This is a genomic window from Mesorhizobium sp. BR1-1-13 (assembly GCF_020165515.1).
Taxonomy (GTDB): Bacteria; Pseudomonadota; Alphaproteobacteria; order Rhizobiales; family Rhizobiaceae; genus Mesorhizobium.
This window is the reverse complement of sequence record NZ_JAIUIH010000016.1, coordinates 104,083-119,897: the sequence shown is the minus strand read 5'-3', so window position 1 is coordinate 119,897 and position 15,815 is coordinate 104,083. Positions and strand designations below refer to the sequence as shown.

Sequence of the window (15,815 nt, the reverse complement as noted above, 5' to 3'; positions counted from 1 at the left end):
CGGTCTCGGTCACGGTCACCGCGACCGACGGCGACGGCGACCACGCCACACAGAGCGCCGACATCTCCCAGACCATCATCTTCGAGGATGACGGGCCGAAGGCTGTCGGAACCGCCTCGATCACGGCGAATGTCGACGAGGATGGCCTTCATAATGCCCAGTCCATGGGGAATGCCGACATTCCGCAATCTGGCGAGGTGACCGGGACAAACTCAGCCGTCGCTGCCGGCGCTGCCGGTGCTTTGAACGCACTTGTCGACTTCGGCGCCGATGGCCCGAATGCAGTCTCCGCTTTCAGCCTGGTTACCCAGATGAACCCGTCGGACTCGGGGCTCGATTCGAAAGGCGGCCACGTCCTCGTCGTCTCGGACGGCGCGACTTTGACCGGCTATGTCGAAGTCGGCGCCGGAGCCGGCTATCAGGCCGGCACGGATCGGCCCGTCTTCACGCTTACCGTCGGTGCGGACGGCTCGTATGTTTTCACATTGATTGACCAGATCGACCACCCGACGTTGAACACGCTCGCCGGCGACAATAGCGAAAACACGCTGGCCAATGGCGGGATTGATCTGTCGTCGTTCGTGATCGCGAAGGACGGTGACGGCGATACGATCGAACTCGCGGCGGGCACATTCAAGGTCCAGGTGCTTGACGACGTTCCGCAGATCGTCGCGCGGGACGCCACGACCACAACAACAACCACGACCGAAACGATCGTCTATAGCCTACAGGCCGGCAACACCGACGTTCGCGGCATGGACGGCGCCGGCAACCACGACATCAAGCTGACCGGAATCGACGTCAACGAAGGCGACAATTCCGTCAACACCACGGGAATCAAGATCGGCATCGGCGACGGCCAGATTATTGACGGTTATGAAACACATCCCGGGTTGACCGGACCAGAAATCCTGACAATGGATTTCGTCAACGGCCTCAACGTCGTCTCCAACAATCCGAATCCGCCTGTTGTCACCGATCTCGGCTCATACGATGTCGACTCGGTCAAGTTCACAATCGACGTTGCCTCGGCGCATAATATCCATGAAGCCGTCCTCTTCATCGGTGCCAAGGACGGAGGCGTGTTCGAGCCGTTCACCGTGAGCATCAACGGTGTGCTGACCAGCGGCACCGCCGTCTTCGAAAGCGGCGTGCAGGTCGGCTACGCCTTCGCCGGCGTGCCGAACGGCGCGACGGTCGAAATCATCGGCAGCACGCCGTTCGACCAGCTCAAGGTCGGCAACTACAACAATTTCACGTTCGATTCCAATGCCGGTGGGACAGATGCGACTTTGTCCGGCGGCAACCCGTTCAAGATATTCGGCATCGAAGCGAAGGTCACCACGGTCACCACGCACACTGAAGTGTTCAGGGTGAGCCACGACGAAACCGCCAGCGTCAACAACGCCGCCGATCCTTATGCGGCCGACGACACCGGCCTGCCGCCGCCCGCTCAGATCGACGAGCAAGGTGCGTTGGGGTATGCGAAATCGTCCGCCAGCGCGCTTGGTCTGTTCAGCGCTTCGGTCGGCGCCGACGAAAATGCCACATTCTCCTTCTCCGTGACGGATGCGAACGGCAATCCGCTGGTGAACGTCGATTCCGGTCTCAGGACCCTTGATGGCTCAGCGATTCTGCTGTCGACGGCCTCGGATGGCGTTCTCGTTGGCGCGGCCAAGGGCGTCGACGTTTTCAAGGTTTATGTCGATCCGACCGGAGCAGTCTGGATCGGGCAGTATCAGCCGATCGCCCACAATGTCGACGGTGCGAGCACGGCTGCGTTTGACGACATCGCGACCGTTGCCGCCGACCTGCACGTCAAGGCCACCATCACTGATTTCGACGGCGATTCGAGCACTGCCGTATCCCACGTCGGCTTGAGCATCGAATTCCAGGACGACGGCCCGGCCGCAGTCAACGACCAGGATTCGGTCACCGAAGACGGACCGCTGTCGGCCGACGGCAATGTAATCACGGGCGTGGGCGGCACCGACGCAAACGCGACCGACGGCCACGCCGATCACCTTGGCACGGACGGCTTCGGTTCGGTCGCCTGGGACGGCGCCGTCGCCAACCATGTGAATGGGCTTTATGGGCAGCTGACCGTCGGCGTCGACGGCAGCTACAATTATGTGCTCTACACGCAAGCTGAAAATCCGACGGGTTACGCCGCGGTGCAGGGGCTTTCCGCCGGCCAGAATCTGGCCGAAACGTTCGGCTACATGGTGACCGACGGCGATGGCGATACGTCGCCCGCCTCTCTGACGATCACGATCGGGGGCGCGAATGACCTTGTGACGATTTCGGGCCTGACGGCTCAGGTGGACGGCGGCGATGCGGTGGTCGACGAAAAAGGGCTGCCACCGCACGGATCCAATCCCGCAGGGTCGGGAGAACTGTCAAACGGCAATCCATCCGACAATTCCGACCATTCGGAAACCGCTGGCGGCACGTTCAGCTTCACTTCGCCTGATGGGCTCGGATCGCTGCAGGTCGGCGCGACCATCATCACCTATGCCGATCTGGCGAATTCCGGCTCCGTTCCGGTCGTCATCGCCGGCGGCCCCGCCTATGGCACGCTGACCATCACGGGCTTCAGCGGGACAGACGCCGGCGGCACTGTGACCTACAGCTTCACGCTGACCGGCAATATTGCGCATCCGGTCGCCGGGGCGACCGGCGCGGCAGACCAGCTCTTCGCCGACTATGGCGTCATTGTCACCGACGAGGACGGCAGTTCATCGAACTCGACACTGTCGATCGCCATCAATGATGATGGACCGCTGGCGCAGAACTATGCGGGAGCGGCCTTCGCCGAGGGCTCCGGCGCGCACGACATTGGCGATGCGGTGACCCTGCTGGGCATCGGCGCGGGCGCCGACGGGTTGCAGGGAACACTGCAAGGCCTGGCCTTCACCAATCAGGGCACGACCGGCGGAACGCTGTCGATCGACGGCGCCGGCCATCTGATCTACACCGCGCCGGCCAACGTCACCAGCGCCAGCACGGTGACCGAGACCTTCAGCTACACGGTCAGCGACAAGGACGGCGACACGGTCACCAGGCAGGTGACGTTCGGGGTCTCCGACACCGGCATCACCAATGTGGCGGCCTCGCAGAACCTGACCGTCGACGAGGACGACATCGGCGGGGCCGGCGGCAACGCGGGAGGTCCAGGCGACGATGCGCCGGTGACGGGCGGGCACATCTCCTACACGCTGGGCGCCGATGCCTTGAGCTCGGTGGCACTGTCGGTCGCCAGCACCGGATTGACCAAGCTCGACGGGACGGCGGTCTCGACCAGCTGGGACGCCGCCAGCCACACGCTGACCGGCTATGGCAGCAGCACCGCGGACGTGGTGTTCACCATCACGCTGAGCAACATCACGGCAACCGGCGCGGACTACACCGTGGCCCTCAACCAGCCGGTCTCGCATCCGGTCCATGACGACGCCGCCACCGGCGCGACGGAAACCGCCTTCGAGGACAATCTCGGCTTCACCGTCACCGCCACGGTGACCGACGCCGACAACAGCACCGGAACCACCAGCTTCACCGTCGCCATCGACGACGACACGCCAGTGGCGCAGAACTATGCGGGAGCGGCCTTCGCCGAGGGCTCCGGCGCGCACGACATTGGCGATGCGGTGACCCTGCTGGGCATCGGCGCGGGCGCCGACGGGTTGCAGGGAACGCTGCAAGGCCTGGCCTTCACCAATCAGGGCACGACCGGCGGAACGCTGTCGATCGACGGCGCCGGCCATCTGATCTACACCGCGCCGGCCAACGTCACCAGCGCCAGCACGGTGACCGAGACCTTCAGCTACACGGTCAGCGACAAGGACGGCGACACGGTCACCAGGCAGGTGACGTTCGGGGTCTCCGACGGTGCGGGCCCGGTGGCGGGCGCTCCGATCACGCTGGCGCTCGACGACCAGAACCTCGCGGACGGCTCGACGCCGGGCGCGACCAGCGACCAGCACTCGATCACCTTCACGCCGGGCTCGGATGCGATCGCGTCGATCGCCTTCGGCACCGATCTGACGGGGCTCAACGCCGCCAACCTGACCTGGGAGCGGATGTCAGACACCCAGATCCTCGGCAAAGACACGGGCAGCGGCGTGACGGTGGTGACGCTCGACCTGTCGGTTGCCGGCAATGTGGGGACGGTGACGGCGACGCTGAACGACAATTACGACACGCATCCCGACATCACTCTCGACGATCTGGTCGACCTCGGCCATGTCGGCGTGGTCGCCACCGACACCGACGGCACCCAGGCAACGGGCACGGTCAACGTGACGGTGTCGGACGACGTGCCGACGGCATCGGCGGAGGCCTCGCAGGCAGTTGCGGAAGGCGCGACGGTGACGGGCACGCTGGACTTCGTCACCGGCGCCGACGGCGCGATGGTGACGCACATCAACGGCACGGCGCTGACGTTCGGCCTCAACGGCTGGACGGATGCGATCGACATCGGCGCGGGCACCATCAAGGTGAAGGCCGACGGTTCCTATTCGTTCACGGCCGGTGCCTCGGTCAACAATGACGGCGGTGCCGTGCCGGTCAACGCGACCTACACGGTCACGGACGGCGACGGCGACACCTCGACGGCGGGGCTTGCCTTCACCATCACCGACGGCGCAGGCCCGGCCGCAGGTGATCCGATCACGCTGGCGCTCGACGACCAGAACCTGGCCGACGGCTCGACGCCGGCGGGCCCGGATACGGCCGCCAGCACGATCACCTTCACGCCCGGCTCGGACGCCATCGCCTCGATCGCCTTCGGCACCGACCTGACCGGCCTGAACACCGCCAACCTGACCTGGACACGGATTTCGGGTACCCAGATCGTCGGCAAGGACGGCGCCGTGACGGTGGTCACCCTCGACCTGACGGTTGCCAGCAACGTGGCCACCGTCACGGCCACCCTCAACGACAATTACGACGCCCATCCCGGCCTCAATGCCGACGACCTGGTCAATCTGGGCCATGTCGGCGTGGTCGCAACCGATACCGACGGCACCCAGGCTACCGGCACCGTCAACGTCACCGTCTCCGACGACGTGCCGACGGCGGTCAATGACACCTGGGCTTCGACCATTACCGGCCCCACGGTCCTCACCGGCCTGCTTGCTAATGACAAGTTCGGCGCCGACGGCGTCGATACGGACAATGCTCCGACGCCAGGCCAAGTCGTCGTGACAAACGGCGCCCATGGCACGGTTACCTACAACAATGACGGGACGTTCACCTACACGCCGACCGGCGTCTATGTCGGATCGGATTCCTTCAGCTACACGATCAAGGACGGCGATGGCGACACCTCGACCGCGACGGTAACGCTCAATGTGCAGACCAACACGGTTCCGTCAGGTGGCGGAACGGTGTCGCTGACCTTGAACGAGGCCGCGCTCGACACCACGCTCGATGCCACGGCCCCCGCTGATCTCCACGCCGGTGCCGTGACCGGCACAAACCCCGGCAGCCACGGGGAAACGGCTCAGGCAAACAGCGGGATCACCTTCACCACATCGGGTGAAGCCATCACAGTTGCGTTCGCCAACCCGACCGGCGGCGATCCGAACTGGACGAGCCCGACGGTCTCCGGCCTGGCGGCGGGCTACTCGATCAGCTGGGCAAAAGTCGGCGGCGAGCTTGTCGGCACGTTGATGCAAGGCCCCACCAACCTTGGACCGGCGATCTATCTGGCGCTGTCCAACACCAGCGCGGCCGCCAACAGCTCGCTGACACCGGTGGTGACCGCGACGCTGACCGACCAGTTGCAGCATATTGCGGGCTCCGGCAACGTCACCATCACCGGCGTCCAGATGGTGGCTACCGACACCAGCGGCGATCATGTTTCCGGCACGGTCAACCTGACAGTGCTGGATGACGCTCCTCTGCCGTTCAGGCCGGACGGCATCTTCGTGGAGAACAACACGCACACAGCGCTGACGGAAAACATCAACTTCGCCGCGAGCGCCGGTGCCGACGGGGTCGGCAATGTCGTGTTCAACGTGACCGAAGGCGCGGCCGTCACATCGGGCAGCACCAACATCTTCCTGAATGGCGAGCAGGTCTTCTTCCATGTGGTCGATACCCACACCGTGGAGGGGCGGACCTCGGCCGCCAATGGCAGCGACCTTGCTTTCACGGCAACCCTCAACCCGGCGACGGACAGTTGGACCTTCACCCAGGCCGCGACGATGTTCGCCGGCAACCAGTTCAATACGTCAAACTTCTCTCCCAGCGGCGGCAACAATGACGCGATCGTTCTGAACTCGATAGGGTCGACCAGTGACCTACTTGCGACGGGCAACGGTCATCCCGTGAACACCAGCACGGGCAGTTGGGGCGTCAATGGGGGAAATAGCATCGAACCGGGTGAGGCGATCCGTTTCGATTTCGTCAGCAATGCAACTACCGACGGGACCATCGCCGGAACCCCGGCGGGCGTTGGAGCTGGAATCCACTACACCGATCACTATGAAGTCGCGAGCTACACACAGGGGATTGGCAATGTCTCGGGATCAGATCCGGTCTCGATAATCATCCGCCCGGTCAATGCCGACTACGACAATTCCTATATAGGCGATGTAACCGGCGAAAGCACAGCGTTCGGCAGCCTTGTCACTGTGATCAATGGGTCCGGTGGTGTCGTTGTTCCGACCGCCACATACAATGCCGTCAACGGAACGTGGACCATCACCGGCTTGGAGCAAGGTGATACCTTTACCGTGGTCGCCAATTCCGATCCATTCAGCGCGATCGAGATTTCGGCCAATGCGGGCTCGAATGACTTCAAGCTCGGGCCGGTCACCTATACGACAGCCAATGCCGCGACACCGTTCGACATCTCGATCCCGGTCACCGCAACCGATGGCGATGGCGACCAGATCGCGGGCTCGGTCACGGCCCACCTCTCACCCGATGCCAGCACCTGGCAAGGTACTGCCGGCGCCGATACACACACCACAACGACCACGGAAATCGCCCTCTTCGGCGAAGATGGCAACGATATCCTGACCGGCCTTCCGGGACAGGCCGATTTCCTTGCAGGCGGGCGCGGAATCGACACGCTGTTTGGCGACACCGGGAACGACACGCTCTATGGCGGCTCCGGCAACGATACGCTCAACGGCGGCGGAGGCAACGACCTGCTGATCGGCGGTTCGGGTCAGGATACGCTGATCGGCGGCACCGGCGCCGACACGTTCAAGCTCGAGCATCTTGATATCAAGGATCTCATCAGCGACTACAGCGGCGGCGATGGTGACGTGATCGACCTGACGTCCCTCTTCAAGACCGGAGCCGGCAACGTCGCGGACTTCGTGAACTACGACGCGGCGTCGAAAACCCTGAGCGTGGATGCTGACGGCCTGGCCAATGGAGCCGCTTTCGTAGACGTGGCGACCTTCCAGACAACGCCCGTGACCAACACGATCACGCTGCTCTATGATGATGGGACAAGCACGCACACGACCACTGCAAATCTGGTCTAGCGGCATGGCGCAGCGGGACAAACACATGCTATGCATTAGCGAAATCTGTATTAGGGCTATTGAGGGGATTTTTATCATGACGCGTTCTGCAAGACTGCTGGTTTCGGCCGCGGCCCTGTTGTTGACGGCCGGGTCGGCCGGTTACGCCGCCGACATCATCGGCGCGCCGGTCGACTATTGCCGCACTGTGGGAACGTCCAATCTGGTGCTGACCGAAAACACGGCCGACCTCACCGAACAGGTGGTCAAGCTGATGGACGAGTCCATCGCCGTCGCCAAGGATCCGGCATGGATCAACTCGTCCCGGCCGGCCTTCGTCTGGGCTTCGGAGGCCAAGGTCGCGTGCGGCAAGGCCTATGGCTACCTGAAGACGAACTACCGTGACGAAGACTACCTCAACAAATGCGAGTGCTTCCACGATCGCATGGTCGAGTACATGCACTGACCGGATAGGCAACCTGCGCCTGTTGGCCACCATGGCAGCGGACGGATCAATCAATCTTGAAGGCGATCGCCGCAACGATCGCATGACCAGTTTGCCAGGATGTCACGCGGGCTTCTGCCAATGGGCTGGAAGCGCCCTCCATGGTACAATCTCCGTCGTCCGGTTCGGCGCCGTCGATCCACTATGACGCGGCCGCGGTGTGGAGCCGACAGACATTCAAGGTGTTCGCGAGCTGTCAGCCGGCCGTGCCGTTGCGGGCGGCGAGGTTCGGTGTTTCCGCGTTCTCGTCGGACCGCGATACCCGACATGCGCCAACTATAGGACCGCCGGACAAGCAAGACGGATCGGGGCACCGAGAGCCCGGCTTTTCGAGGGCTAAAGAACAACAGGACGGCGCGGCAAGTTCGCCGTAACATGAGCACAAGGCCAGACCGAGAGGATAACCCGGCGGCATACAGGGTGGGACGATCATGGAAGCTGGCCGGCAGGTCTACCGTCCGCGCAGTTGGGCAGTCACCTTCGCGCTCGCCGCGGCGCTGTCGGGCTGCCAGTCGAAGGGCAGCGTTACCGAAGCGCTCGATCCGGCGGCGATTGCCGTGCCTGCCGGGCAGGATGGCGCCGCGGGCGCCCTCCCGGCCCAGGCAACCCAGTCGCTGGGTACCGGTTCGACGAAAATCACGATGCTGCTGCCATTGTCCGCCCCGGGAACGGCGGGGGAAAATGGCCGCAAGATGCTCGATGGCGCCAAGCTCGCGATGACCGATATCGGCAATGGATTGCTTACGCTGACCGTGGAGGACACTAAGGGCGACAGCGCACAGGCCGGCAAATTGGCGCTGCAGGCCCTGACGACCGGCACGAAAGCCGTCATCGGCCCGACCGAACTGCCGGCCGCCCAGCATATCGCCACATTATCGGGATCGAAGCGGCCGCCCGTGCTGGCGCTTGCCGACAATTTCGCGGGCGGCGCCGGCGTTTATGCCGTGCGCCTCGGCGAAGCGGACAGTGCGGCGGCGGGCGCGGCGGGCATCGCCGCGAAAGGCGGAAAAAAATTCGTATTGTTTGTCGCGGGTGGCTCGAACGCCAGCGCGGTCGAGAAGCGGGTCGCCAACAGTCTCAGCATCTATGGCGCGACGCTCGCCGTCACCGTTCCATATTCGGCCGGCGACGGCGCCGCCAAGGCGGTCGACGAAATGGCCTCGCTCGTGGACACTCCCGACGCGGTCATCATTGCCAGCGGCGATGCCAGCCCCTCGCGTATACTTGCCGCCCTCAAATCAAAGGGCATTGCGGGCAAAGCGACCTCCGTCGTCGGAACCAGCCGTTGGCTGGAGCATCCCATGGAGCCGTCATTCGAGGGAGCCTATATCGCAGCGCTCGATCCGGGCGAAACGGGGCCGATCGCCGACCGCTTCAGGACGACTTACAACTATCCGGCCGACGTCAACGTAGCCTACGCTTATGATATGGTTGCGCTGACGGCAGGGATTGCCAGCGCGGTCGGACCTGACGGTTTCAGCAAACAGGTGCTCGAAAATCCGAGCGGATTTCGCGGATCGACCGGCCTGTTCCGCTTTCGCGCCGATGGATCCAGCCAAAGATCGATGCCATTCTATCGGATAGAAAAGGGTGCGCTCAAACTGGTTGCCAAATCGACCTCGGGATTCTGACCGCCCGGTAACGAACGCTGCGCTGGCGTGATGGTTGTGCCAGGGCGTATCCGCCTGGTTATTGCGGTCGGAGGTCTCGAGCTGCTGTTCGGGATTGCCCTGATCATGCATGCCGGAGCCTTGCTTGCGACCGACCGGCCTGCCCTTGCGACCCGTGTCGAGAATGCCGGGCAAGCAACCCGGTCGGAGACGACTGTTCTCGTCGGAAGATGGCGAGAAGCGCGCAGGGTTGCCGAGGATGTTGTCGCACCGCCGCCAATTGACCTGTCCGAGATCGAGCGGATCGAAGCCCGGCCCCCGCTCGGCGATCTCGGCCTCGCCGTGCCCCCTAAAACGCCGATGCCAGGCGATTGGGGTGAAACCCTGCTCTTCCGGCCAATAGCAACGTCATCGGCGACTTTCGAATCCATGGGACGCAAAGTGGCCGTCAGTGGTGTGGCCAGCATAGAACCGAAAGCCACCTGCTCGTTTCACGATGTCGCCTGGTCTTGCGGCCAGCGCGCACGCGCCGCCTTCAATTCCTGGCTGCGTGGACGCGCGCTGAAGTGTGTCGTGCCGCCGGAGATCGAGCGTTTTGCCATTGCCGCGCCGTGTAACCTTGGCAAGCAGGATGTCGGCGCCTGGCTCGTGTCCAACGGCTGGGCGATCGCGCTGCCCACCGGCATCTATGGCAAGGCGCAAGCAGTCGCCGAGGACGCGGAGGTGGGAATTTTCGGCCCGCCGCGATAGGCCAAAATCGATTCACGTTTCGCACATCGATCAAATTGTATGGTTTGCCGCAACTGAAATTGCGCTTGCCGGCGCTATGCTCGCCGATCTGACAGGAGATTGGTAATGGCACAAGCCGAAACGACCGCCACCGAGCCGGTATGGAAGGGTGTCGCGTGGCTCGCCTTCCTGGGGACCGTTGGCAGCCTTGCCCTCTCCGTAGGCCTCAATTACCTGCTGTTGTTCAGCGATGTCTTGACCCCGTTCGGGCGTAGCATGGTCACTGCCGTGCTGCTGCCTCTGATCATCGGTCTGCCGCTTTTCGTATTGATCGGCTTGAAGCAGGCCCAGATCCGCGGCTACCGGCGGGAGCTCAACAGGGCCGAGACCTACGACCGGGTGACAGGCTGCCTGAACGGTCCGGTTTTCACCTCGATGGTCGAGCGGCGCGCGGCGAGGCCGTCAGCGCCAGGGCCACGCTCGGGCGCCTTCCTGGTGATCCATGCCGAACACCTTCGCTCCATAAATCTTCGCTTCGGCCCAGATTGGGGCGATGAGGCCTTGCGGCTCGTCGCATCGGCCATTCAGTCTTCGGTCCGCAAGGAAGATATGGTCGGTCGCATAGGAACATCGATGTTCGGGGTCTTTCTTCCAGGTACGACCGAAGCGGAGGCCGCGGAAATTGGCGAGCGCATTCGAGCAAGCGTCGCGCAGGTCTATTTCGCGCCCAAGGGGACCGAGGACGCTCTGACGATCAGCCTGGGAAGCACCGTGTTTGAAACCGAGCTAGCATTCGAGGACATGTTTCGCTCAGCGGAAGCGCAATTATCCGCCCGCGCACCTGCCGAAACGCGCTCTACAGGTCTCCAGTAGCCCGGTGTAACGTGACGAAACCAATAACTGGCGGCAAATCGACGTTTGGACACATTCCTAAAGCTCGGCGAGCAGGGCCGCTCGACAGGCACAAGCACTTGATCGATCTCGTTGCCGGAACCTCACCGGCGCGGAAAAAGAACCTCGCCCATTCCAAGCACCGCGTTGTCGCCGCCATATTTATGTGGTGCGCTCCCCAGCAGCGGCCGTTTCAAAATGCCTTCGGCGATCAGATGACGATCGATGATGGTGGCAAAAACGCTCTCGGGCGCGCCACACTCGACGAAGCTCGGCGACAGATGTCCTGGCGCGCGATCAAGAAGGATCGAACCGCGGCGCATTAGGTAGCCGGGCATTTCACCGATGCCGCCGGCTACCACCAGCGTGCCCGCGATCATGCGGCTGCCTGCATGGTCGCCTGAGCCTTTCAGCACCGAGATCAGACCGCGCCGCATCCGGTCTGCGGCGAAGGCGCCCGCCCTGCCCCTGACGATCAGCACGCCGCCATTCATGCCGGCCAGTTCGCCGACGAGCGGCGCACCAAGGTGATCGCCGGCATTACCTGTTATCTCCAGCCTGCCGCCGCGCATGCCGGAGCCGGCGTGCGGCCCCGCATTGCCTTCGATCGTCAGCTTGCCCCCGCGCATGGCGCGCCCGGCCTGCGCGCCAGTATTGCCGATCACGCGAACCGATCCACCTCCCATGCCTTGCGCCACCCGGTCGAGGCGCGCGCTTCCACCTTCGAACACGATGCTTAGCGGATCGCTGCCGGCGAGGCGAAAAATGTCGCCCACCTTCGATCCGTGCTTCGACATGCCGATTCGGATTTTTTCGATATCCCGTGTTTCGCTCCCAGCAAGCCGCTCCGGCGTCAGCGGCGACAGGTCGAGGCGTTCAGGCGGTTCGGCAACAAGAGTGAAGGTCAGCGCCTTCATGGCAACATATCCTTCAGCGAATAGATGAACTTACCGAGCTTGCCGCCATAATTGCCGGCGCCGATGCGAACCGCGCCTTTCTTCGGTCCGAGCTGGACGACGGCCTTTATGCCGGCCTTCATCGCCGCGGCAACGGCATCATTCGTCTCACCATCAATGACGATTTCCAGGACGGCGTTGATGTCGGGGCCGAGTTCACTCGCAACCACGCCGCGCAGTGTCGGCGCGTAGGCTTCGTTGGCCGAGGCGATCATGCCCTTGTATTTGCCACCTATCTTGGAACCCGAACGGGCGATGCCGCCGGGGAACGGCACGATGGCACCGGGCACCATTCCGATCGCGGCGACCGCGGCCTCGGCCGCGACCAAAGCGTTGGCGCTGCTTTCGGCCATGACAAAGAAATTGCCGCCGCCGACGGCTTCCTTTGTCAGTCCGGTTGTTGCCTCGCAGAGGAATTCACCATCCATGACGGGAATGCGCCAGAAATGCCTGTCGCCGATCTTCTTGGAGATTTGCCACCCATCGCCGAAATAACGCAGCGCCGAACCGAGCTTGAGCTTAGCGCTGCCCTCCAGTCCGGCAAAGCAGGCGGAGCCCGGCGAAGTCAAGACACACTGCCCGACGCGATTGAGCAGTTGCTTCTGCAATTCATCGGTTCCCATCGCGAAGATCATCACGCGGCAGCCGGGCCGGCCATCCGGGGTGGCTGACGGCGGCAGGTCGGCATCGATTGCCGCTTCGCAGCCGCAACCGATTACCGAGGTGGCGAAGCCGGTCATCGTGATCGCCGCCTGCCGTGCCCATTTCCGGCTCGACGCAGTGATGATGATGGCGGTTGCCCGCATCCCGAAGGCTTCGGCAAAAGTATCGTCGATCGTTACGCCATTTACGCTCACGTTCGGCATGGCACCTCGCCGAATGGCTGTTCACGCGCAATCGCGGAATCCGGGAAATTGAACCAATCCAAGGACAGGCCGTAGCGCTGCTGGTGATAGTCCTCCAGACGCCGCACCATCGCCTTGTCCACAGGTGGATTAAGCCTGAGGGCCTTGCCCCAGCGGTAATGGATGATCTCCCCGTCCTGCACGACGAGATCGCCATCCTTGAAAACATACGCTGCCTGTCCGAGCATTTTCGCGATACTTTCGTTCCTGCGATAGACAGCGATGTCGGCTATCGCGCCGACACCGAGATGGCCTCGATCCGTCAACCCGAGCAGCCTGGCCGGCGCTGCACGCGTCATGATGGCGATTTCCTCGAACGTGTATTCGCGGTCGATTGCGGACAGGGTAGAGAGCGCTAAGGCGGATCGTGAAAGTCCGGCGGCCATTTCGGTGCGCGCTTCCCGCCTCATCAGCAGCTCGAACAGAGCCGGATAAGCGGTAAAGGGTGCACCGTTGGGGTGATCAGTGGTGAAGAACACACGCCAGGGATCGTCGATGAGGAGAAAAAGCTCGAGCCCGATCGCCCACTGCATCGTGCCATAGAAGTCCTTGCCATAGCTGTAGGGCACGATGCCGCCGCCATTGCCATCCCCGTCATGAATGACGGACTTTTTCGGATGTGCGCTGCCCCGCGCCGAGAACTGCCGCATGACGTCGGAGGAGACCGTGACCGTCTGACCGAACATCACCTGACCGATATCGATAGTGACTTCCGGAGTCGTGTTGATAAGCTCGGCAAGCCGCGCAGCGGCGGAGGAAAATCTGCGCTTTCCCTCCGTGCCATAGCCATAGAACTGGAGGTGGGCGAGATGCATCGGCAGCCCATCCGCCGCCGCAATCGTCGCGGCCGCCGTGTCCGCAGATCCGGGAATGCCCAGATTGTTGCAATGGACATGCAAAGGATGCGGCAGGCCAAGATTGTCGACGGCGGCCTGCAGCGTCTTGACGATGTTGCGCGAGCTGACGCCGTAGGACGGCACGACATCGTCCAGCGCGAACGTGCGTGCGTTTTCCTTGAAGGCGGCCGCTGCACCGGCGTTGATCACCTTGACCCCGAGCGCTCGCGTCGAGGCGACCGTCCAGGCGACATAGTCCTCGATCATTTGAGGAGTGGCGGCGTCACGGATCATTGACAGCAGGAAGTCGTCGTTGCCGAGAATGGCGAGCGTCGCCTTGTCGATGATCGGGATATCGGCCAGTTCGAGATGGGTGTGGAGTGCAGATCCCGGCGACATCGCCGGTTCGACGACCGTCGTGAAGCCCATCTTGGCGTAGAGACAGCCAGTCTGGAAGGTCGACCAGCCGGCATTTGAGAGCGGCGTCGTCGCCGGTCGCGCCTGATGGGCGGCATGCTGTTCGGGCAAGAGCAGCCGCGCGGTATTCACGTTACCACCGCCAATGTGGGAGTGGATGTCGATGGCGCCCGCCATCACGATGCAGCCGGCGGCTTCGATGGTCCGGTCGGCCACCCCCTCAGCCGGCGCAGCGACAATCTTGCCGTCCTTGATCCATAGGTCGCCCTTGCCGAGACGGTTGTTGACGGGGTCGATGATGTCGCCGTTGGCGATTTTCGTCAGCATGGCAATGCCTCGGCGAAAACCCGACTGGCGACCAGGCGAATGATCGTCGCGGCGGAGGGCAATTTCGAAGCAGCGCGGGTATCAGTCGACTTCAGCGAGCCGGTACGGCTGGAATAGACAACTGCATCGTGATCGACCCCAGCTTCGCCAATGGCGATGGTGACCGCGGCGCCTGCGACCGGCTCTTCCGTTTTAGCCAGCGCAATCAGTGTCATGCGCCCCCTTTTTCTCGGGAGTTGGGCAACCGTGGCGGAGATCCGCAGGTGCAGGTCGGCTTCGCCGGCGGCGATCATGCGCGCCACATCGTAACGCCAGGGATCGAATTCCGGGAAGCCCCGCGCAAAGCCCGTGCGCAATGGAAAACCTGTCATCCAGGTCGAGGCGAGCGCGCTTCCCCACCCGTTTTCGCTCGCCGGCAGATGAAGGCCAGATGCACGTGATTTGCGATTGAGATCGGCGATCAGCCCCTGCAGCATCTCCAACGCCAACCCATCGGTCGCATGGCCTGAAAACAGGAACACGGGAAAATGCGCAGCCGCCAGAGCCTTTGCGAAATCGTTGAAGTTCGACACCGGTCGCGATGTTTGCCGCCCCTTGTACTGCGCCCTCAGCGCCGCCAGCGTGGCGCCGAGGCTAGCCTGGCCACAGGAAAGGAGCGTTGCCTTGCGCCCGTTTTTCAACGGCGGCACGGACACCCCATTCGATCCCACCAGGAAGAACTCGCGCTCGCTCCTGGTCGAGAGATCGGGAACCGTGCCAGCGAGCTCCGCAACAAGATCATGATGGGTTTGTGCGAGCTCGCCCACGATCACCACGATATCGGCACGCCGGCGCGTCTCCCCAGGGGCGACGGTCATCGCGCCCTTGTCGGTAAAAAGCATGGTCTCTCGGGCAAGTGCCGCGCCGTCGGCGTGATCGTATGCCGCGCCAAGCCGCTCGGCCAGCGCGATCGCCGCCCTCGTGCCGTGTATATCCGTATCAAAGCTGAAAACCGGGCACCGGCTTGACGATAACAGCGACGCGGCATGCGCAGCCGCGCGCTCGACCAGCGCTTCCCGGTTGCCTATCCAAGCAACCGCCATTCGCTACACTACTTTCTGGTGCCAGCCCGATCCTAGACGAAACTGGATTGGCCGTGAACCCCGCTTGCCAGCA

The 15,815-nt window shown here is 63.1% G+C and carries 9 protein-coding genes; 5 read left to right on the top strand and 4 right to left on the bottom strand.

Annotation, left to right across the window (positions count from 1 at the left end):
* Positions 1-62: 62 nt before the first annotated feature.
* The 5 genes from LB533_RS27445 (at position 63) to LB533_RS27420 (ending at position 11,201) form a co-directional block, all read left to right on the top strand.
* Positions 63-7,505, top strand: coding sequence for a beta strand repeat-containing protein (locus LB533_RS27445; RefSeq protein WP_318012512.1), 7,443 nt, complete (start codon positions 63-65; stop codon positions 7,503-7,505).
* Positions 7,506-7,581: 76 nt separating this feature from the next.
* Positions 7,582-7,950: a hypothetical protein gene (locus LB533_RS27435; RefSeq protein WP_140642681.1), complete on the top strand. Its 369-nt coding sequence runs from the start codon at positions 7,582-7,584 to the stop codon at positions 7,948-7,950.
* A 470-nt stretch (positions 7,951-8,420) separates the two neighbouring features.
* Entirely contained in the window at positions 8,421-9,620 is a 1,200-nt protein-coding gene (locus LB533_RS27430) for an ABC transporter substrate-binding protein (protein WP_140642680.1), read from the top strand.
* A gap of 30 nt (positions 9,621-9,650) precedes the next feature.
* Positions 9,651-10,349: a thermonuclease family protein gene (locus tag LB533_RS27425; protein ID WP_140642702.1), complete on the top strand. Its 699-nt coding sequence runs from the start codon at positions 9,651-9,653 to the stop codon at positions 10,347-10,349.
* 105 nt (positions 10,350-10,454) lie between these two features.
* The gene (locus tag LB533_RS27420) at positions 10,455-11,201 is read left to right on the top strand and encodes a GGDEF domain-containing protein (RefSeq protein WP_140642678.1); all 747 of its coding nucleotides are present in this window, start codon (positions 10,455-10,457) and stop codon (positions 11,199-11,201) included.
* Positions 11,202-11,323: 122 nt separating this feature from the next.
* On the opposite strand, the gene LB533_RS27415 is transcribed toward LB533_RS27420, so the two are convergent.
* Genes LB533_RS27415 through LB533_RS27400 form a run of 4 tightly spaced genes read right to left on the bottom strand, consistent with a single transcriptional unit; the run spans position 11,324 to position 15,742 of the window.
* Positions 11,324-12,136: a formylmethanofuran dehydrogenase subunit C gene (locus LB533_RS27415; RefSeq protein ID WP_140642676.1), complete on the bottom strand. Its 813-nt coding sequence runs from the start codon at positions 12,134-12,136 to the stop codon at positions 11,324-11,326.
* A complete protein-coding gene (gene fhcD, locus LB533_RS27410) occupies positions 12,133-13,041 on the bottom strand; it encodes a formylmethanofuran--tetrahydromethanopterin N-formyltransferase (protein ID WP_140642674.1) in 909 nt (302 codons plus the stop codon). The genes LB533_RS27415 and fhcD overlap by 4 nt, the downstream gene beginning before the upstream one ends.
* Positions 13,029-14,660, bottom strand: a complete 1,632-nt coding sequence (locus tag LB533_RS27405; protein ID WP_140642672.1) for a formylmethanofuran dehydrogenase subunit A — start codon at positions 14,658-14,660, stop codon at positions 13,029-13,031. Before LB533_RS27405 ends, fhcD begins: the two co-directional genes overlap by 13 nt.
* Positions 14,654-15,742, bottom strand: a complete 1,089-nt coding sequence (locus LB533_RS27400; protein WP_140642671.1) for a tungsten formylmethanofuran dehydrogenase — start codon at positions 15,740-15,742, stop codon at positions 14,654-14,656. Before LB533_RS27400 ends, LB533_RS27405 begins: the two co-directional genes overlap by 7 nt.
* Positions 15,743-15,815 lie beyond the last annotated feature (73 nt).

What these genes read in the sequence shown, in the direction of transcription:
- LB533_RS27435 (WP_140642681.1), top strand. Translation starts at nt 7,582, where the DNA reads ATGACGCGTTCTGCAAGACTGCTGGTTTCGGCCGCGGCCCTGTTGTTG.
- LB533_RS27430 (WP_140642680.1), top strand. Translation starts at nt 8,421, where the DNA reads ATGGAAGCTGGCCGGCAGGTCTACCGTCCGCGCAGTTGGGCAGTCACC.
- LB533_RS27425 (WP_140642702.1), top strand. Translation starts at nt 9,651, where the DNA reads ATGGTTGTGCCAGGGCGTATCCGCCTGGTTATTGCGGTCGGAGGTCTC.
- LB533_RS27420 (WP_140642678.1), top strand. Translation starts at nt 10,455, where the DNA reads ATGGCACAAGCCGAAACGACCGCCACCGAGCCGGTATGGAAGGGTGTC.
- LB533_RS27415 (WP_140642676.1), bottom strand. Translation starts at nt 12,136, where the DNA reads ATGAAGGCGCTGACCTTCACTCTTGTTGCCGAACCGCCTGAACGCCTC.
- fhcD (WP_140642674.1), bottom strand. Translation starts at nt 13,041, where the DNA reads ATGCCGAACGTGAGCGTAAATGGCGTAACGATCGACGATACTTTTGCC.
- LB533_RS27405 (WP_140642672.1), bottom strand. Translation starts at nt 14,660, where the DNA reads ATGCTGACGAAAATCGCCAACGGCGACATCATCGACCCCGTCAACAAC.
- LB533_RS27400 (WP_140642671.1), bottom strand. Translation starts at nt 15,742, where the DNA reads ATGGCGGTTGCTTGGATAGGCAACCGGGAAGCGCTGGTCGAGCGCGCG.